Origin of the sequence: uncultured Granulicatella sp. (genome assembly GCF_963545075.1) — a bacterium.
Lineage (GTDB): Bacteria > Bacillota > Bacilli > Lactobacillales > Aerococcaceae > Granulicatella.
The window spans coordinates 1-19301 of the sequence record NZ_CAUUHX010000036.1; the positions used below are offsets into that span (position 1 = coordinate 1).

22 protein-coding genes are annotated in these 19301 nt (G+C 33.2%); 20 read left to right on the top strand and 2 right to left on the bottom strand.

The annotated features are described in order from the left end of the window. Positions 1 to 187: 187 nt before the first annotated feature. Complete coding sequence (zwf, locus tag RWZ86_RS05815) at positions 188 to 1648, bottom strand: glucose-6-phosphate dehydrogenase (protein ID WP_314680590.1); 1461 nt, start codon at positions 1646 to 1648, stop codon at positions 188 to 190. 191 nt (positions 1649 to 1839) lie between these two features. Here zwf and RWZ86_RS05820 point away from each other — a divergent pair, with 191 nt between their 5' ends. Then, the gene (locus tag RWZ86_RS05820; RefSeq protein ID WP_314680591.1) at positions 1840 to 2628 is read left to right on the top strand and encodes a DUF1189 family protein; all 789 of its coding nucleotides are present in this window, start codon (positions 1840 to 1842) and stop codon (positions 2626 to 2628) included. Positions 2629 to 2667: 39 nt separating this feature from the next. Here the strand turns inward: RWZ86_RS05820 and RWZ86_RS05825 are convergent, their stop codons facing one another. Next, the gene (locus tag RWZ86_RS05825) at positions 2668 to 3999 is read right to left on the bottom strand and encodes a DEAD/DEAH box helicase (protein ID WP_314680592.1); all 1332 of its coding nucleotides are present in this window, start codon (positions 3997 to 3999) and stop codon (positions 2668 to 2670) included. 197 nt (positions 4000 to 4196) lie between these two features. Here RWZ86_RS05825 and RWZ86_RS05830 point away from each other — a divergent pair, with 197 nt between their 5' ends. The 19 genes from RWZ86_RS05830 to RWZ86_RS05920 all read left to right on the top strand — a co-directional run. Beyond that, positions 4197 to 4805, top strand: a complete 609-nt coding sequence (locus tag RWZ86_RS05830) for a superoxide dismutase (RefSeq protein WP_314680593.1) — start codon at positions 4197 to 4199, stop codon at positions 4803 to 4805. A gap of 758 nt (positions 4806 to 5563) precedes the next feature. Beyond that, positions 5564 to 6790, top strand: coding sequence for a glycosyltransferase family 4 protein (locus tag RWZ86_RS05835; protein ID WP_314680594.1), 1227 nt, complete (start codon positions 5564 to 5566; stop codon positions 6788 to 6790). Further along, entirely contained in the window at positions 6787 to 7659 is an 873-nt protein-coding gene (locus RWZ86_RS05840) for an NAD(P)-dependent oxidoreductase (protein WP_314680595.1), read from the top strand. Before RWZ86_RS05835 ends, RWZ86_RS05840 begins: the two co-directional genes overlap by 4 nt. 98 nt (positions 7660 to 7757) lie before the next feature. Next, complete coding sequence (locus RWZ86_RS05845; protein ID WP_006703055.1) at positions 7758 to 7988, top strand: YkuJ family protein; 231 nt, start codon at positions 7758 to 7760, stop codon at positions 7986 to 7988. An 83-nt stretch (positions 7989 to 8071) separates the two neighbouring features. Next, the gene (locus RWZ86_RS05850) at positions 8072 to 9292 is read left to right on the top strand and encodes a homoserine dehydrogenase (protein ID WP_314680596.1); all 1221 of its coding nucleotides are present in this window, start codon (positions 8072 to 8074) and stop codon (positions 9290 to 9292) included. Positions 9293 to 9294: 2 nt separating this feature from the next. Then, entirely contained in the window at positions 9295 to 10185 is an 891-nt protein-coding gene (gene thrB / locus RWZ86_RS05855; RefSeq protein ID WP_314680597.1) for a homoserine kinase, read from the top strand. 18 nt (positions 10186 to 10203) lie between these two features. Next, the gene (locus tag RWZ86_RS05860) at positions 10204 to 10734 is read left to right on the top strand and encodes a YqeG family HAD IIIA-type phosphatase (protein WP_314680598.1); all 531 of its coding nucleotides are present in this window, start codon (positions 10204 to 10206) and stop codon (positions 10732 to 10734) included. Continuing rightward, the gene (gene yqeH / locus RWZ86_RS05865) at positions 10727 to 11842 is read left to right on the top strand and encodes a ribosome biogenesis GTPase YqeH (RefSeq protein WP_314680599.1); all 1116 of its coding nucleotides are present in this window, start codon (positions 10727 to 10729) and stop codon (positions 11840 to 11842) included. The genes RWZ86_RS05860 and yqeH overlap by 8 nt, the downstream gene beginning before the upstream one ends. Before the next feature lie 15 nt (positions 11843 to 11857). Continuing rightward, positions 11858 to 12184, top strand: a complete 327-nt coding sequence (gene yhbY / locus RWZ86_RS05870; RefSeq protein WP_006703050.1) for a ribosome assembly RNA-binding protein YhbY — start codon at positions 11858 to 11860, stop codon at positions 12182 to 12184. 1 nt (position 12185) lies between these two features. Further along, entirely contained in the window at positions 12186 to 12812 is a 627-nt protein-coding gene (locus RWZ86_RS05875) for a nicotinate-nucleotide adenylyltransferase (protein ID WP_314680600.1), read from the top strand. Then, complete coding sequence (gene yqeK / locus RWZ86_RS05880; protein WP_314680601.1) at positions 12809 to 13411, top strand: bis(5'-nucleosyl)-tetraphosphatase (symmetrical) YqeK; 603 nt, start codon at positions 12809 to 12811, stop codon at positions 13409 to 13411. The genes RWZ86_RS05875 and yqeK overlap by 4 nt, the downstream gene beginning before the upstream one ends. After that, the gene (rsfS, locus tag RWZ86_RS05885) at positions 13408 to 13770 is read left to right on the top strand and encodes a ribosome silencing factor (RefSeq protein WP_227931064.1); all 363 of its coding nucleotides are present in this window, start codon (positions 13408 to 13410) and stop codon (positions 13768 to 13770) included. Before yqeK ends, rsfS begins: the two co-directional genes overlap by 4 nt. After that, positions 13767 to 14522 (top strand): class I SAM-dependent methyltransferase, encoded by a 756-nt coding sequence (locus RWZ86_RS05890; protein ID WP_314680602.1) that lies wholly within the window; start codon positions 13767 to 13769, stop codon positions 14520 to 14522. The genes rsfS and RWZ86_RS05890 overlap by 4 nt, the downstream gene beginning before the upstream one ends. A gap of 8 nt (positions 14523 to 14530) precedes the next feature. Further along, complete coding sequence (locus RWZ86_RS05895) at positions 14531 to 15709, top strand: nucleotidyltransferase (protein ID WP_314680603.1); 1179 nt, start codon at positions 14531 to 14533, stop codon at positions 15707 to 15709. 23 nt (positions 15710 to 15732) lie between these two features. Continuing rightward, positions 15733 to 16164, top strand: coding sequence for a hypothetical protein (locus RWZ86_RS05900; RefSeq protein WP_314680604.1), 432 nt, complete (start codon positions 15733 to 15735; stop codon positions 16162 to 16164). 18 nt (positions 16165 to 16182) lie between these two features. After that, a complete protein-coding gene (locus RWZ86_RS05905; RefSeq protein WP_314680605.1) occupies positions 16183 to 17037 on the top strand; it encodes a C39 family peptidase in 855 nt (284 codons plus the stop codon). A gap of 138 nt (positions 17038 to 17175) precedes the next feature. Continuing rightward, the gene (locus RWZ86_RS05910; protein ID WP_314680606.1) at positions 17176 to 17730 is read left to right on the top strand and encodes a YceD family protein; all 555 of its coding nucleotides are present in this window, start codon (positions 17176 to 17178) and stop codon (positions 17728 to 17730) included. A 42-nt stretch (positions 17731 to 17772) separates the two neighbouring features. Next, the gene (rpmF, locus tag RWZ86_RS05915) at positions 17773 to 17952 is read left to right on the top strand and encodes a 50S ribosomal protein L32 (protein WP_006703042.1); all 180 of its coding nucleotides are present in this window, start codon (positions 17773 to 17775) and stop codon (positions 17950 to 17952) included. Between the two features lie 472 nt (positions 17953 to 18424). Further along, a partial coding sequence (locus tag RWZ86_RS05920) for a YSIRK-type signal peptide-containing protein (RefSeq protein WP_314680607.1) occupies positions 18425 to 19301 on the top strand: 877 nt, incomplete at its 3' end.

The window sequence follows — 19301 nt, forward strand, 5'->3', positions numbered from 1 at the left end:
CCTCACTGTGTTAGTCTCTTGGCTAAAAGTTTAGCCTAGGGTCTCAACTTTTCCAAGTCTTTCGTTCTTTACGTGTCTACACGAGAGAGCGTTAAAGATGAGACTTGACTGAAGTAGTATTTGGACAGTATTATATTAGCTCAATAAAAAAGAGTTAGGGGTTATCCTCTAACTCTTTTTATTATATCTATTTTTGTACCCAACAACGTCCGTCTTGAGCTAATAAGTCAAAACTTTCTTGTGGTCCAGATGAACCTGCAGGATAATTAGGGAATTGTACAGATGACTCAGCATCCCATGCTTGGCGAATACGATCTACAAATTTCCATGATGCAGCAACTTCTTCCCAATGAGTGAAGTTCGTCATATCGCCTTCCATACAGTCTAAAATTAAACGTTCGTATGCTTCAGGACTGCTTAAGCCAAAATTCTTATCAAAGATTTTTTCTAAATGACTTGTTTGTAATCCGTATGAATTTCCAACAGCCTTTGAATTGATAACAAAGCAGAAGCCTTCTTTAGGAGTAATATGAATAGAAATTCGGTTTGAAGGGCATTTACCTTTTGTTTCATGTTCAAATAATGGTGAATCAGCTTCTTTAAAGACAACGTCGATGACAGTTGTTTTAGAATTTAAACTCTTACCTGTACGAACATAAAATGGAACATCTTTCCAACGCTCATTATCGATAAAGACTTTACCAGCTACATAAGTTTCCATATTAGAATCGTCTGAAACATTTTGATCTTGACGGTAACCAGGTAAAGTGTTGTCTAAAGAAGGACCATATTGTCCACGAACAAAATTTTTAGCAACTTCGTCTGGTGAGTAGTGACGTAATTGTTCTAACACATTAATTTTATTTTGACGAACTGCCTCAAATGATTGAGGTGGCTCCATAGCGACTAATGCTAAAATTTGTAAAATATGGTTTTGAACCATATCTCTTAAAGCGCCACTTGTTTCATAATATCCACCACGTTCTTCAACACCTACTTGTTCAGCGAGTGTAATTTGAACATTATCGATATGATCACGATTCCACATTGTTTCGAATACACGGTTTGCAAAACGAACAGCAGTAATGTTTTGAATCATTTCTTTTCCTAAATAGTGGTCGATACGATAAATTTGATTTTCATCAAATGAATGACGTAATTGTTCGTTTAAAATTTGAGCAGATTCATAATCTTTACCGAATGGTTTTTCAATAATTAAACGGTTATAGCCATGATCTGTTAATAAAGCTTCGTCTTTTAAATGCTGAGTAATTGTACCGAAAAATGAAGGAGCCATTGCTAAGTAGAAAATTCTATTTCCTTCGATACCATATTGTTGGTCTAATTTTTCAGACAATTCTTTTAATACGACATAGTGATGAGTATCAGTTACATTGTGTGCTTGGTAGTAGAAGTGACTAGCAAATTCTTCTGCTTGATTGACATCTTCTGTTAAACTTTGGACAGATTTTACGACAACTTCACGAAAATGTTCGTCAGTCCATTCACGACGTGCTGTACCAATTACCGCAAAATTATTGCGGATGAACCCTTTTTGAAATAAACGAAATAGTGCTGGGTATAGTTTACGACTTGCTAAATCCCCTGTTGCACCAAAAAAAGTAATTAATACTTTTTGTTCTTGCATAATGAATGCCTCCTAGTTCAGATTTCTTTTCCAGTGTAAAATATAAAGGGCAAAATGTCTAATAATTGAACTGAAACTGAAATTTAATTTTGAAAAGGAAAGATAAGACTGAAATAAAAGGCATTTCTTGCATGTAGGAAGTAAAATATGTTAGATTAAACACAATAGTTCAATTTGTAGGAGTGTATCAAATGACCATAAAAGAATTTTTGAGGATAGCAATTTTCAACCCAACACAATTATGGAAAATTATTGTAAAACCAATGAAGTCCTCAAAACGTGTATTTTTCTTATTAACACTATTATTAATGTTGCCAGGTATGATTCAAATGGCTGGATTATTTCAATCGTTAGGGAATGATTTAGTAGAAATTAGTCAACAATTACCAGAATTTGAAGTGAAAAATCAGCAATTAATCACTCAAGAAAAAAATAAGGGATTTGTTTATAAGACAGATAGTTTAATTTTTGTTTTTGATGAAAGTGGAAAAACAACTAGTGAAGATTTATTAAATGAAATATCTTCAACAGTTCCCGTATTTGCCTTATTAAAAGATGGATTTTATTTAGAAACGAATATTAATCATCAAAAAATTGAGTTAAGTCAGTTAGAAAATTTGAATAAATCATTTTTCAAAGATATTGCTAGTACTTTTCAAAAAAATATTTGGTTAAGTTTACTGATTGTTTTTATTATGTATTTCCTATTTAACACTGTTTACTTATTCATTATTTTATGGATTGTTTCTTTCTTAGTAAAAGTGATAGCTGTATTATTTATGAAAGTCTTTATCCGTTTCCCTAAACCGATTGGTTGGCAAGTAGTTCTAGGTGCAGCTGTTTTGCCTGTATTAATTTATACGATGATTGATTTACTAGGAATTCGTTTTATCGGACCTGGAGAATTTATCTTTTTAGCAACTTCCTTTAATTGGGTGCTAGGCATTCGAGAATTTTTGAAAAATAATCGACCACTATAAAATAAGCTGGAGAATTTTTTGTTCTCCAGCTTTTTGTTATTATTTAGAATTTTTCTTTCTTGCAGATTGACGATTTTGTTTTTTACGTTCAATTCTTTGTTTTTGTTTAATTTCATGAGTTAGTTTTTTCTTGTAACCAGGTTTGACATGTTTTTTCGCTTTTTTAATCATTCCTTTTAAGCGAGGATCTAAGTCAGAACTTTGGGTGTTTTTTCTTTTCTCACGGCGAGAACGGTCATAACTTTCTACTAATTCGCCATTTTTTAATTCCATTGTTTCAAAAGAAATTCCTTTTGCTTCAAGTGTTTGAATCGCTTGTTCTTGGTTAGGTGTGTAGAAAGTGATAGCTTGTCCTTCTAATCCATTTCGACCAGTACGACCAACACGGTGAATGAAAAATTCTAATTCACTAGGAATTTCTAAGTTAATGACATGAGAAACACCTTCAATATCAATTCCTCGAGCAGCTAAATCTGTTGCTACTACATATTGATATTCCATTTGTTGAATTTGCTTCATCACACGACGACGTTCACGAGCAGGAATATCTCCATGAATAGTAGCGACTTTTAAACTTTTCTCACGTAAAAATGTTGTCACTTCATCCGCTTTTTGTTTTGTATTGACGAAAATTAGCATTAAGTATGGATGCCCTAATGTAATTAATTCAAATAGAACTTCTAAAGGATTTTGTGTTTTCGTTACTAATAATTGATTCGTAATCGTTGGAGAAACTAATTGTTTATTTTCAACATGAATAATTTTAGGATTTCCAAGATATTTTTTAAGGAATGGTTTAATTTTATCTGGAATTGTTGCAGAAAATACGGACATTTGTAACTCTTTCGGCATTCTTGAAGCAATTTCATCGACTGTTTCTAAAAATCCTAAGTCAAACGTCATATCTGCTTCGTCGACTACCATCATCGTTGTTGTTTGAACAAGTAGAGCATTTTCTCGCATTAAATCAAAAATTCTTCCTGGAGTTCCAATGACAATATGAGGAGCCGTTTGTTGTAATTTTTGAACTTGACGAAGTTTATCTGTTCCTCCAACACATTTTTCTAATAAAATTGGAGTAGGAGCTTCTTCAATTAATTGAGCAGTTACTCGAACTAATTGTTCTGCTAGTTCACGACTTGGAACGGTAATAACTAATTGTAATTCTTGTTTATTTGGATCGATTTTATGAATTAGCGGTAATAAGAAACTGTGACTTTTTCCACTTCCTGTTTGCGATTGACCAATAACAGATTCTCCTTTTAATAATAAAGGAATAATTTTTTCTTGAATTTTAGTTGGAGTAGAAAATGATAATTTTTCTAATGCCGTTTGTAAAAATGGTTGTAATTGATAATCTGTAAATTTCATGTATTCATCTCTTTTCTATAATCTAATTTGAAGCGATGTTATTATACCATAGTTTTAATGGATTTTAAAAAGAGAACATTTTATTGATAGAAATATCATAAAATTGTAAGCAAAAAAATTGCGTTTACATATGAAAGAGTGTTATCCTTTAAATATCAAACAGTACTTATAACTGTACTATATAGGAGGAATTAATTATGACTTATGAATTACCAAAATTAGCGTATGAGTTCTCTGCATTAGAACCTCACGTGGATGCTTTAACAATGGAAATCCACCATGATAAGCACCACAATGCTTATGTAACAAACTTAAACGCAGCTGTAGAAAAACACCCAGCTTTATTTGAAAAAAGCGTGGAAGAATTAGTAGCAGACTTAGCATCTGTACCAGAAGATATTCGTGGAGCTGTTCGCAACAATGGTGGTGGACATGCAAACCATAGCTTATTCTGGACTGTAATTTCACCAAATGGTGGAGGTCAACCTACTGGTGAGTTAGCAGCAGCAATCGATAAAAAATTCGGTGGATTTGATGCATTCAAACAAGCATTCTCTCAAGCAGCAGCAACTCGTTTTGGTTCAGGTTGGGCTTGGCTAGTTGTTTCAAATGGTGAATTAGAAGTAGTTTCTACTCCAAACCAAGATAACCCATTAACAGATGGTAAAACTCCAATTTTAGGTTTAGATGTTTGGGAACATGCTTATTACTTAAACTACCAAAACCGTCGTCCTGATTATATTACTGCATTTTGGAATGTAGTTGATTGGAATGAAGTAGCTCGTCGTTATGAGGCTGTAAAATAATTTTTAAGAAATTTTGATTTGTTAACTCTTTGAGATTCCGGTGGGGAACTTGGAGAGTTTTTTTAGTTATTAAAGTTTTTAATAGACTTCCCTAGGGATAGTAGCTGGGGACGGCAGCAGCCCTTCGGTCTCATGCCTAAAAATCGAGCCTTGGTCTCGATTTTTCCCGTAATAAAAGCCAAATCGGCTTTTATTACTTTAGCTACTATGGGAAGTCTTTGTTTGGTGTCATAGGAGAGGCGAGGTTTCATGATTTTTCGTAGTAGAGGAGGTTAGAAATAATATTTTGTATTAATATTTTTTAATAGACTTCCCTGGGTATAGTAGCTGGGACGCAAGCAGCCAGCAGAGCTGTCTCATTGCTAAAAATCGAGCCTTGGTCTCGATTTTTCCCGTAATAAAAGCCAAACAGGCTTTTATTACTTTAGCTACTATGGGAAATCTTTGTTTGGTGTCATAGGAAAGGCGTTTATTTATGATTTTTTGACCCGAGTGATTGTTACTTTGTTTAATCGCAATTATGATGGTCAAAGTGATGATCAAAGTAAGGGTGAAAATGGTAAAAATATTGATTGAAAATAGTAGATTGATATGGTAACGATCTTTTGTGGTTATAGAGTTACTATGGGAAGTCTTTGGTTTGTATTATATTTTCTTGTACTTCGTGACAGATATTGGACTATCGTATATAATAGAGATACGTGTGAAAGAATTAGAACGAATAAAAAGATCATATAGAGATATTTAAGGAGGAACTTATGCGAGTAGGGATTTTTACAGACACCTATTTCCCTCAAGTAAGTGGTGTTGCTACGTCTGTACGAGTATTGAAAGAAGAATTAGAACGTCTCGGACATACGGTTATTATTTTTACAACAACCGATCCAAATGCTACGATGCCAGAATGGAATATCGTTCGCTTAGGAAGTATTCCATTGTTTTCATTTAAAGAAAGAAGAATTGCCGTTCAAGGCTTTATTGAAGCTTATAAAGTTTCTCAAGAATATGAATTAGATATTATCCATACTCAAACAGAATTTAGTTTAGGATTACTTGGAAAAATTTTAGGAGCAATGCTTGGAATTCCAACAATCCATACTTATCATACAATGTATGAAAAATACTTACACTATATTGCAAATGGAAAAATTTTAAGACCAAGTCATGTGGCATATATTTCAAAAAACTTTTGTAATCAAACTCGTGGAGTGATTGCGCCAAGTCAAATGACAAAAGATAAATTATTATCTTATGGAGTGAACCAAGAAGTTCGTGTCATTCCAACAGGTGTTGAAATTCCAGAAATCAAACCACAAGTTGCAGAAGAATTACGTGAAAAGCTTGGATACACAAAAGAGGATAAAGTCTTATTATCCTTAAGTCGTTTATCGAAAGAAAAAAATATTGCGGCAATATTAGATGCAATGCCTACTATTTTAGAAAGAGATGCTTCAGTAAAATGTTGTATTGTTGGTGGAGGTCCAGAAAAAGAAAAACTGGAAAAACAAGTGGAAAGATTAGGAATTGCTCCATATGTACAATTTGCAGGTGAGGTAGAGCATCAACATGTATCTCAATATTATCAAATGGCTGATTTATACGTAAATGCTTCTGAGTCTGAAAGCCAAGGATTGACTTATTTAGAAGCTTTAGTCAATAAAATTCCAGTTATTGCAAAGAAAAATGATTATTTGCAACAATTTATTACCAAACCAGAATTAGGAATGCTATTTGAAAAAGATGAAGATATTGCTTCAAGTGTATTAGCTTATTTAGAATGTAGTAAACAATCTTCTAGTCAAGTTCAGGAATTACAAAATCAATTGTTAGAAGAAATTTCTTCTGTAACATTTGCTAAAAGAGTAGAAGCTTTTTATGAAGATGCAATTGATACGTATCAACACGATAAAGAAAATACGAAAACTTGGTTAGAAAAGATGAATTTCTTCAAAATCTATGACGATGATAAGGAGACTGAAGAATGAAGAAAATAGGATTTATCGGAACAGGCGTGATGGGTTCTTCTATGGTGAAGCACTTATTGAATGCCGGTTATCCAGTTACAGTATATAATCGAACAAAAGAAAAAGCGCAAGTAGTAATCGATGCTGGAGCTAAATGGGCAAATACTCCAAAAGAAGTTGCAAGTCAATCTGATGTTGTATTAACGATTGTAGGTTATCCAACAGATGTTGAGGAAGTTTATTTTGGAGAACAGGGGATTTTTAAAGGCTTACAAAAAGGTACTATACTCATTGATTTAACAACAAGTACGCCTTCTTTAGCAAAGAAAATTGCAGAAGAAGCTGAAAACTTTTCTTGTGAGGCGCTAGATGCTCCAGTTTCTGGAGGAGATTTAGGTGCTAAGAATGGAATGTTGTCCACAATGGTTGGCGGTAAGGAGTCTGTTTTAGAAGAAGTACGTCCTATTTTAGAGACTTTTTCAAAAACAATTACCTTACAAGGAACAAATGGAGCTGGTCAACATACTAAAATGGCAAATCAAATTATGATTGCTGGAACAATGACAGGCTTAGTTGAAATGTTAGTTTATGCAAAAGCTGCTGAATTAGATTTAGAAAAAGTACTTCAAACGGTTGGAGCAGGAAGTGCAGCTAACTGGTCATTGTCGAATTATGGCCCAAGAATTTTGAAGAAAGATTATAGTCCAGGATTTTTTGCAAAACATTTCTTAAAAGATTTACGAATTGCAATAGACGAAGCTGAAAGAATGGGATTGTTTTTACCAGCAACCTTACAAGCCAGAAAATTATACGAAACGGTTTGTGATGATGGATTTGGAGATTTAGGAACACAAGCACTTATCCACTTATATTGGACACTTCCTGAATAAATTTATAAAAAAGTATGTTTTTTAAAGGGATTTTCATATAATCTAAAAAAGATTTATGGTAGAATAGAAATTAAGAAAGCTGAAAGGGGTAAAGCAACATGAAACCTTCACAACTAGTTGCGATTGTGCAACGTCTACAAACAATGGCGGATCAAAGCACGGATATTGAAATTCGTCGTTTTGAAAAAGATGGTGTTGAAAAATGTGTTGTGACATTTAATCAAGAAGCGGATAGCTTTGAGTTAGAAGATTGTGAGACAAAACAAACATTCCAATTTGATGATATTGATTTAGTCGCAATTGAAATTTTTGAACTATTACAAGATTAATGACTTTGTGATAAACCACGGCGCCTATAAAATGTGTGCTGTGGTTTTTCAATATTTATACATAAGAAAAAGTGGGGATTACAATGAAAGTAGAAAAAATTGGTTTATTAGGATTTGGAACAGTTGGAAGTGGAGTTTATCATATTTTAACCAAAAATCAAGAAGTAATTGAAAAGAAAACAGGAGTTTCTCTACAAATTGAAAAAGCTCTTGTAAAAGAACCAGAACTTTTTGCGGATAAAATTCCAGGAATTACATTTACTTCGGATGTAGACTACATTTTAAATGATGAAGAAATTTCTATTATTGTAGAAGTTTTAGGTGGAGTAGATTTTGCGTTTAATTGTGTAAAAAAAGCTTTAGAATCTGGAAAACATGTGGTAACAGCGAATAAAGATTTACTAGCAAAACATGGGGTTGAATTATCTCAAATCGCAAGAGAAAATAATGTGTATTTATATTATGAAGCAAGTGTTGGGGGCGGAATTCCTGTATTACGTCCTTTAGTAGAACATGTTGCAAGTAATGAAGTAGAATCGATTTACGGAATTGTAAATGGAACAACGAACTTCATTTTGACTTCTATGAGTCAACAAGGATTATCTTATGAAGAAGTGTTAAAAACAGCTCAAGAAAAAGGTTTTGCCGAAGCAGATCCAACAAGTGATGTGGAAGGTTATGATGCTACTTATAAATTAATCATTTTAACAAGATTAGCATTTGGAACAAATGTTTCATTCGATGCAATTCCTAAAAAAGGAATTACACAAGTCACTAATACAGATTTACAATTAGCTAAACTTGCCGGTTACACAATCAAATTATTAGCAAGTGTTGTTGCAAATGGTGAGGAAGTTTACTTAGAAGTTCGTCCTTATTTTGTAAGTTTAAACCACTTATTAGCTCAAGTTGCTTATGAAAATAATGCCATTTCAGTAACAGGAGATGCACTAGGAGAAATTTTATTATACGGAAAAGGAGCAGGTTCACACCCAACTGCAACAAGTGTAGTAGCTGATGTCATGATGATTGCAACACAACAAAATCGTAATGCAAAAGTAGTGCCATTTGAACCATTAACGGAAGCAACGAAAGTTCATACAACGACAGCTCCATTAAAAGACTATGCTGTTGTTATTGAAACAAGTAAACCAGAAGAATTTGACGGTGTTGCGTTACCAAATCAAGCAGTATTAACACGATTCACTCAAATTTCAGTAGCTGAGTTAGAAGAAAAAGTTTCCGCATATCAACAAGTAGATGGCGTAAAAGCTGTTAGAATCTATCCAGTATTGGAGGCATAAAAATGAAAATTATTGTACCCGCAACAACTGCCAATATTGGTCTAGGATTTGATTCCATTGGGATTGCAGTTGATTTATATTTAACATTAACAGTTGTAGAACCAAGTAGTGAATGGAAAATTGAGCATCCATTTGGAGAAGCTGTACCAACAAATGAAGAGAATTTAATTATCGAGACAGCTCTAGCAGTTTGCCCAACATTACAACCTCACCATTTAGTGTGTGAAAGTGATATTCCAATGACAAGAGGATTAGGAAGTAGTTCTAGTGCGATTGTTGCAGGAATCGAATTAGCCAATCAATTAGGGAAATTAAACTTAACTCCACAACAAAAAGTTGAGTGGGCAACAAAATTAGAAGGACATCCAGATAATGTAGCGCCTGCTATTTTAGGTGGATTAGTCGTTGCAACTTATGATGAAGAAAGTCAAAAAGTAGATTATTTACAAAAGGAAATTCACTCGGATGTTCAAGGAATTGCGTTAATTCCAGATTTTGAATTATCAACAAAAGCAAGTAGACAAGTTCTTCCTAGTGAATTTGTATATTCAAAAGCGGTACAAGCAAGTAGTCGTTCGAATGTATTAGTTGCAGCACTATGGCAAGAAGATTGGGAAAATGTTTCTAGAATTGTAGAAAAAGATTTATTCCATGAGCCATATCGTGAAACATTAATTCCGTTTTTAACACCGGTACGTAAGCTTGCAAAAGAAAAAGAAGCGATTGGTACGTACTTAAGTGGCGCAGGCCCAACGGTGATGGTTTTATCATCAAAAGATAAGTCAACAACTATTGTGGAGTATTTACAAGAACATTTGCCAAGTGAATTAGGAAACTATAACATTCAAGTATTAACCGTCGATCAAGTAGGCGTTCGAGTTGAGAAAAGATAATAAAGATAGAGGAGAAATATGTCCATTAAACTAACACCAACGTGGTTTATTAAAGATTATTTATCCATTTCCATTGAGTTTTTAAAGAAACAATCGATCAAAACAATTTTTGCAGATATTGATAATACATTAGTGGATTGGGATGAATTAGATACAAATGATACATTACAAGCATGGGTTCAACAATTAAAAGAGAACCGTATTGAAATCATTTTAGTATCCAATAATCGAAAACATCGTATTGAGAGAGTTGCAGAACAATTAGGAGTTCCGTATGTCTTTCCAGGATTAAAACCACTGCATAAAGGATTCAAAGAAGCGTTGAAGCAAACGACTGCAACAAAAGAAGAAATTGTGATGATTGGAGATCAATTATTGACAGATATTTTAGGTGCAGGAACGTTTGGTATTCAAACAATACTTGTAAAACCTTTAAAGTTATCAGATGCTAAGAAAACAAGAATCAATCGATTTTTTGAAAATTTAATCTTAACTATGATATACGGGAAAAATTACTCAGAGAAATGGGAGGAGGATATCCATGACTGAAAACCACTACTTTTGTATGGGATGTGGCGCAACGATTCAAACAGAAAATCATGAAGAAATCGGCTATACTCCTACAAGTGTATTGACAAAAATGTTAGAACAAGAACAACCCGTTTATTGTCAACGTTGTTTTAGACTTAGAAATTATAATGAATTACAACCTGCTTCTTTAAGTGATGATGATTTCTTAAAAATGTTATCTTCGATTGCAGAAGAAGATGCACTAGTTGTTTATGTGGTCGATTTATTTGACTTATATGGCAGTATGATTTCGGGCTTGAAACGTTTTATTGGAGATAATCCAGTATTATTCGTTGCTAATAAAGTGGATTTATATCCAAAATCAGTGAATCGTAATCGTTTGAAAAACTGGATTGAACGTTTTGCAAAAGAATATGGTATTCGTCCAGTCGATACAATTTTAGTGAGTGCGAATAAACGCATTCAAATTGACGAATTATTGGATAAAATAAATGAATATCGCCAAGGAAAAGATGCCTATGTAGTAGGGGTAACAAATGTAGGGAAATCTACTTTGATTAATAAATTAATTCAAAGTATTGGTGGAACAAAAGATGTGATTACAACTTCTCAATTCCCAGGAACTACATTAGGACAAATTGATATTCCGTTTGATGAAAAATCAAGTTTAATTGATACACCGGGGATTATTCACCGTCATCAAATCGCTCATTATTTAGCAGAAAAAGAAGTGAAAAAGGTATTACCTCAAAAGGAATTACAACCAAAAACTTTCCAATTAAATGCAGAACAAACGATTTTTATTGGTGGACTTGTACGAGTGGATTATACAAAAGGAGAAAGAAATTCTTTAACATTCTACACTCCACAAACGATTGAATTGCATCGTACAAAATTAGAAAAAGCAGATGACTTTTATGCAAGACATAATGGGACGATTTTAACACCTCCTACAGGAGATAATGTGAAACAATATCCAGCTTTACAGAAGACAGTCTTTTCAGTAAAAGAAAAATCAGATATTGTAATTGCAGGTTTAGGATGGGTAACGATTCAAAAACCAGGAACCATTGAAGTTTGGAGTCCGAAAGAAGTAGATGTTATTAAACGTCCATCAATTATATAAGAAGGAGGGATTGGATTGGAATTAAAAGGAAAAGAAAGACAATTTTTCAAAAAAGAAGCACATAGTATTAAACCGATTTTTCAAATTGGAAAAGGCGGTTTAAGTGAAGAAATGATTCAACAAATCCAATTTGCGATTGAAAAACGTGAATTAATTAAAGTGAGTTTATTACAAAATACAATGGAAGAACCTCAGGAAGCTGCTGAAGTATTAGCAGAACAAACAGGTAGCACGATTATTCAAGTGATTGGTCATACAATTGTATTATATAAACAAGCTAGAAATCCAAAAAATCGTGATATTTCGATTCGATTTGCAGAATTTGTAAAAAGAGGGCGATAATATGATGCAATCCATCAAGCTTTGTCCAAAAGTAAAACAAAATGATTTTAGTGGAAAACAAAAGCGTGTTGGAATTTTAGGAGGAAGTTTTAATCCTCCTCATGTAGCACATTTGATTATGGCAGAGCAAGCTAGAGTTCAATTGAATTTAGATAAAATCTATTTTATGCCGAGCCATATTCCACCTCATGTAGATGAAAAGAAGACGATAGATGCCAATTATCGAGTAGAAATGACGCAATTAGCGATACGAGATAATTACCATTTTGAACTTGAAACGATTGAATTAGAACGCCCAGAAAAAAGTTATAGTTTTGATACGATTCAACTCTTAAAAGAAAAAAATCCGGATGTGGATTATTACTTTATTATTGGTGGCGATATGGTAGATTATTTACCAACTTGGCATCGTATTGATGAGTTAGTTCATGAAGTTCAATTTGTAGGAGTTTGTCGTCCAGGTTATCCAAAAGAAACTCCATATCCAGTATTATGGATTGAAGCGCCTCAAATGGAAATTAGTTCAACACAAATTCGTAAAAATGTGTTATGGGGACAAAGTATTCGATACCTTGTTCCAGAAAGTGTAGAAGAATATATTTTTGAGAAAGGACTGTATCAAGAATGACAGGTTTAGATTTTTCTCCTTATTCTTCTTTGAGTCGTGAAAAAATTTTACATCAAGTTCGCTCTCAAATGAGTCAAAGAAGATTTGACCATTGTTTAAGAGTGGAAAAGAAAATCATTGAATTAGCGACATTATATGGAGCAGATGTTAAAAAAGCTTCTTTAGCAGCATTAATTCATGATTATGCAAAGGAAAGACCCTTAGAAGAATTACAAGAATTAGTGGTCAAAAAACAGTTGTCAGAACAACTTAAAAATCAATCTTCTGAAATTTTACATGGACCAGTAGGTGCAGAAATTTTAAAAGATGAATTAGAAATTCAAGATGAAGAAATTTTAGACGCTATTCGTGAACATACGATTGGTGGAACTAAAATGACTCTATTATCCAAATGTTTATTTGTAGCAGATGCCATTGAAGATGGAAGAAATTATCCAGGAGTAGAAGAAGCAAGAGTGATTGCTCATCATAATATTGATGAAGCAGTTCGATATTTAGTAAGACATACTTTGCAGTATTTAATTGAAAAAGAAGTATATATATATCCTGGAACATTAGAAGTGTATAATTATTTAGTAATAGAAAGAGGAAACTTATGACAGAAAATCGTAGTAAACAATTATTAGATGTAGTATTAAGAGCAGCAGATGATAAATTAGCGCAAGAAATCGTTGCATTAGAAGTGGGACACTTAACACCTGTGGCAGATTACTTTGTCATCACTCATGGGAAAAATGAAAAACAAGTACAAGCGATTGTAGATGCGATTGAAGAAGAAGTACATAAAGAAGGCTTTGAAGTAAAAAGCATCGAAGGAAAAGATAATGCACGTTGGATTTTAATGGACTTAAATGATGTTATTGTACATGTATTCTATTATGAAGACCGTGAATATTATAATTTAGAAAAATTATGGAATGATGCACCAATCGTGAATATTGCGAGTGAAAAAGAATGACCTATCAAACCTTTGCACATGTATATGATGAAGTAATGGATCATGAACAATACCAATTGTGGGTGGAGTTTACAAAAGACGCTTTTAACAGGTATACGGATCGAAACATTCAAAAAGTCATGGAATTAGCTTGTGGAACGGGTGAAGTTTCTACGCTTCTTACAGAGGCAGGCTATCAAGTGACTGGTGTTGATTTATCTAGCGAAATGTTAGATATTGCAAAAGAAAAATATCAACAAGATTATCCAAGTATTGATTGGGTTCAAAAAGATATGCGTGATTTAGATGGATTAGAGACATATGATGCCATTACATTATATTCTGATTCACTTTGTTATTTAACGGAGTTTGAAGATACTATTAAAGTCTTTAAAACTGTTTACGAGCATTTAGAAGAAGATGGTTTGTTTTTATTTGATGTGCATTCTCTATATCAAATGCAAGAAGTATTTCCAGGATATCAATATCATTATACAAGTGAAAATTTAGCATTTTTATGGCAAAGTTATGAATTAGAGGAACCCGGAAGTGTGGAACATGTCATCGATATGTTTGTCCGTGACGAATCTCAAACGAGTAAATCGTTATTTGAGCATTTTCAAGAAGTGCATGTGGAACAAACTTTCCCGATGGAATGGTATCAAGAAGCGCTTGAAATGGTAGGGTTTAAAAAAGTATGGATAAAAGCCAATTTTGGTGAATCAGAAGTGGAAGAAACTTCTCCACGTTGGTTTTTTATTGCATTGAAATGAGGGGTTAAATGAAAGCTTGTGGAATTATTGCAGAGTATAATCCATTTCATAAAGGTCATCATTATCAAATCGAACAAATTCGAAAGCAAACAGATGCAGCTGTCATTGTTGTTGCGATGAGTGGGAATTTCGTTCAAAGAGGAGAACCAGCCATTGAGAATAAATGGCATCGTGCAAAAATGGCTCTAGAAAATGGAGCAGATCTAATATTAGAATTACCAACACTTTCAAGCACACAAGCCACAGATTGGTTTGCAGCTGGGGGCGTTGGTATTTTGCATGCTGCAAAATGTCAGGAAATTGCTTTTGGGGTTGAAGATACATCCGTTGATTATCAAGTAGCATTTGAAGAATGGAATACCTTACAAACACGAATCAAAGAACACGTCACGAATGATGAAATGAAATCACTCACTTATGCGAATCGACTCTCGCTTGTTGTAAAAGAAAATTTTGGAGAAAATAGCCCACTCTATCGATTGATGCAACAGCCAAATCAACAATTAGGATTTGCCTATGTAAAAGAAATTTTGTCTAGAAATCTACCAATGAAATTCTTAACGATTGAACGAATGGGAAATGGACATTTGGATGAGGTTTTACTAGAAGGACAGTTTGCTAGCGGAACTGCATTACGGAAGCAACTATTAAAGTCTGAAAGAAATTCAAAACTATATGTTCAATTACCTTATTTAGAAGAAGTATCTTCAAATGAATATCGAAATGGCTTGGAACAATATTGGACATTGTTAAAATACCAAATAGAACGAAGTAGTGTGGAAGAATTAAGAAGTATCTATCAAATGGATGAAGGAATTGAATATCGGTTCAAAAAATGCCTGCCTCAAGCAAATTCTTTTTATGATTTTATTCAATTATTGAAAAATAAACGCTGGACTTGGGCAAGATTACAACGCTTATGCTTATATGTGTTATTAGGAATCACAAATGAGCAACTGACACAATATTTTGAAAGTATTCGTGAACCAAAAGAAGTAACTGTTTTAGGATTTACCAAAATAGGAAGAGAATATTTAAAAACTTTACGAGAAGAAGAAACAGAATTTATTACAAATTATGCTCATCCTTCATTAGAATTACAAAAGAAATTTGATAACATTTATGATATAATGAATCCATCTGGGTATTTATCTGCTGGGCAGTTTATGCCTATTATAATGAAATAGTGCGAAAGAAAGGATAAAAGTGAATGAAGAAAAAAGTAGTAGCATTACTTGGTCTAGGTTTACTTCCAATTTCAAGTGTATTTGCTGAAGAAATTAAAAATGTTGAAACAAACAAGTTAGCAACAATTGAAGAAAAGCCAGCAAACTTAAAAGAAGTGGTAGAAAACAAATTAACAAAAGAAATTCCACAATATAAAGAAGTTAAAGAAGAATCTAAAGAACTAAAAGCTGAATTAAAAGAAAATAAAACGACTAAAGAACAAGTGAGAAAAACGGTTCAAGTACCAAAAGAAAAATTAGTCGTTGGAAAAAATATCGAATTAAAAGAAGGCAAGTATTATAAAAATAGTACTCTGATTACAAAAGAAAGGATTTTTAATGAAAAAGAAGGAGCTTGGTATTATCTTTCTGAAAATGGAGAAATCGTTAAAAATGCTTGGGTTGGAGATTACTAATTAGGTCAGGATGGCAAAATGCTTTCTAATCAATGGTTGTATGATTCATTCTATAAAGGTTGGTATTATTTAACAAAAAGTGGTGCCTATGCGAATGCAACATGGGTTGGAGACTATTATTTAAAACAATATGGTAAAATGGCGGATGCTGAATGGATTTATGATTCAAATTATCAATCATGGTATTATTTAAATAATGGTGGTAGCTACGCTCGTTCTCAATGGGAAGGCAACTATTACTTGAATGCTGATGGAAAAATGGCAACAAAAGCATGGGTCGATTCAGAAAAATATTATGTAGATGGAACTGGAAAATGGGTTGAGTATGTTAAACCATTAAACACTCCATGGTACTTCCAAAGAGATCCTCAATGGGGTTCTGAATTATTAAGAGGCATTACAATGGCTGTTTCAGGCTGTGTACCTACTTCACTTTCAATGATTTTCAATGGATTTGGTGAGAATACAACTCCAATTGAAGTTGCACGTTGGATTAGTGAAAATACTGAATCAATGAATACAAATGGTTATGTAGGAACAAGAGCAAAAGGTTCAGCAGCTGCATTGAAAGCATGGGGATTTGATTATAAAGTGATTAATACGAAAGAAGAGGTTAAACAAGCTTTAGTTGAAGGTAAAACTATTCTAGCTTGTGTTGGACAAGGACATTTTGTAAAATCAGCAGATGGGGCTCATGCTATTGTATTAAGTGGCTACCAAGATGGGAAAACATTTGTCAGAGACCCTGAAAATAATGGAAATAGTAGATGGTTTGATATCGATGATTTATGGAATCAAAGAAGTTTCGATGAAGGGGATAATGAACTAGGTGGACCATTTATGGTAGTAGAAAAAGTTGCTACTAAAAAATGATTGCAATCTGAGTCAGAAATCTGTAGAATCAGCTTATAAAATAAAATGATGGAGAAATATACAATTGTCAAGTAGAAAACATTGACAAACAAGAGATTCCTTAGTATAATTCTCTATGTTGCTTTAGGGGTGAAAAATGTGAAAATATCATTAAAACAACTTGAAAATTCTCAAGGAATGCCTGTTTATTTTGAAGAGGAAATGCAAGTAGAGGACAACTTAAAGAGTCGTGATGATACGATAATAGCTGTTTCTCCTGCTGTAGCGAAAGGTTTCCTAGTTTATCAAAATGAAACAGTCATTGCGCAATTTACTTGTGCTGTCGATATCACACTTCCTTCATCCAGGTCTCTAGAGCCAGTGGTTGTGCCATTGTCAATAGAAATTGTTGAACGATATATTCCAAAAGGAACTTCATTTGAAGAACAGGAATTAACAGAAATTGTTATTCCATTAGAAACTGATTGGATAGATTTACAACCTGCTGTGGAAGATCATATTTTACTTTCAATTCCTTTACAAGTCTTATCGCCAGAGGAATTGAGTGAAGACCGAATGCCAAGTGGTCAAGATTGGGAAGTCATTTCTCAAGATGAGTTGTCTTTAAGACGTACAGTTGCAAAAGAACAACAAATTGATCCAAGGTTAGCGGCTCTACAGTCTTTCTTCGATTCCGATGAGACTGAAAAGTAAAAAGCATTTTATGTAAAGAAGATTGATTAGGAGGTGTACAAAATGGCAGTACCAAAACGTAAAACATCAAAAGCTAGAAAAGCTAAACGTCGTACTCACTTCAAATTAGAAGTACCAGGGTTAAACGCATGCCCTAACTGTGGTTCATTAAGAAAAAGCCACCATGTTTGCCCATCATGTGGACAATACGATGGAAAAGAAGTTGTTTCTCAAGAAGCATAATTTTAACAATCAAGCCTACACTTTATGTGTAGGTTTTTTTATTTGGATTTTTGAATTTTCACCATAGAATTAGTGTTTTTGCTTAGGTAGGGTATTTACCAAATTGAAATCTGAACTTGAGAAAATTCTTATTTAATGTTTCAAAAGTTTATAAATAATAAAAAGCAAAAAATAACATAATTTTTGTAGTATTAAAACGTAGAATTATTCCTTTGATTATCGCATATAAACCGGATTCGTTAAAGATAAAGAATGTGAATAGAATAGGTTGTGAATTGATGAAGTAAATCTGTAGATTGTGAATAGATCTCGTTTTTTTTTTTTTTTTTATTTGAATTTCAGGGATTGTTTAATTATACAATTTGTGAATTTTCGTTAAAAGACGAATAGGAATTATTGAAATTGTGATTTTTTTATGTTAAATTATATATACAAAAAATATATTGGGTAAAATAATGTAAAGGAGAATTTTATGAAGAAAATTAATAATAAAAATAATTATAACAAGATTCAAAAGTTTTCAATTCGTAAGTATAGCTTTGGTGCTGCATCAGTAGCCATTGCATCTTACTTAATGTTTATGGGAAATGGTGCGGTTTATGCTGCACAAGAAGGAGTAACAGAACCTAAAGCAGGAGAAGTTGTGACTCAAAAAGATGGGCAAGATGAATTGAAGCCGAAAGTTGAAGAAACGGTAAAACCAACTATTGTAGCAACACCAGCGTTAGATAAAACAAAATTAGTAGCTTATATTGCTGAGATTGAATTAAATATTTCAAAGAATAAATATGCTAATAAAACAGAAGAATCAGTTTCTGAATTAAAAGCTGAAGTTGAGGCTGCAAAATCAGTAGTTGTAAATGCTCAAACTCAAGCTGAATTGACTAAGGCATATCAAAAACTTGTAACTGCAGTAAACACTAAATTAAAAGCTAAACCTGTAAAGAAAAAAGAAACTCCAGCAGTAGACACTACTAACGGACAACCAACTGTAGGTAAAAAAGCAGAAAACACTGAGAAAAAATCAGAATCTAACTCAATCGAAAACACAGGATCTAACGACCCACGTAACGGTAAAGCATTAGATAAAAATAATGCTTTCAGGGCGGAAATTGCCTATAATATTGATTCTCAGGGGAACGACTATGGGAAAAAAGACAGTGTTATTACCAGTGGTATAAGAGGTTCATCTGAATCTGGTAATGCAATAACTGCTGTTAATTCCGTGATGAAATACAGGACTCGTTATAATGCTGATGCTACTGGGAAAATTACTTCTGTAGACTGGCAAGTTTTTTTCAATGACCATTTACAAAATTTCGCTAATGACTATGGAGTAAAGAATGAAG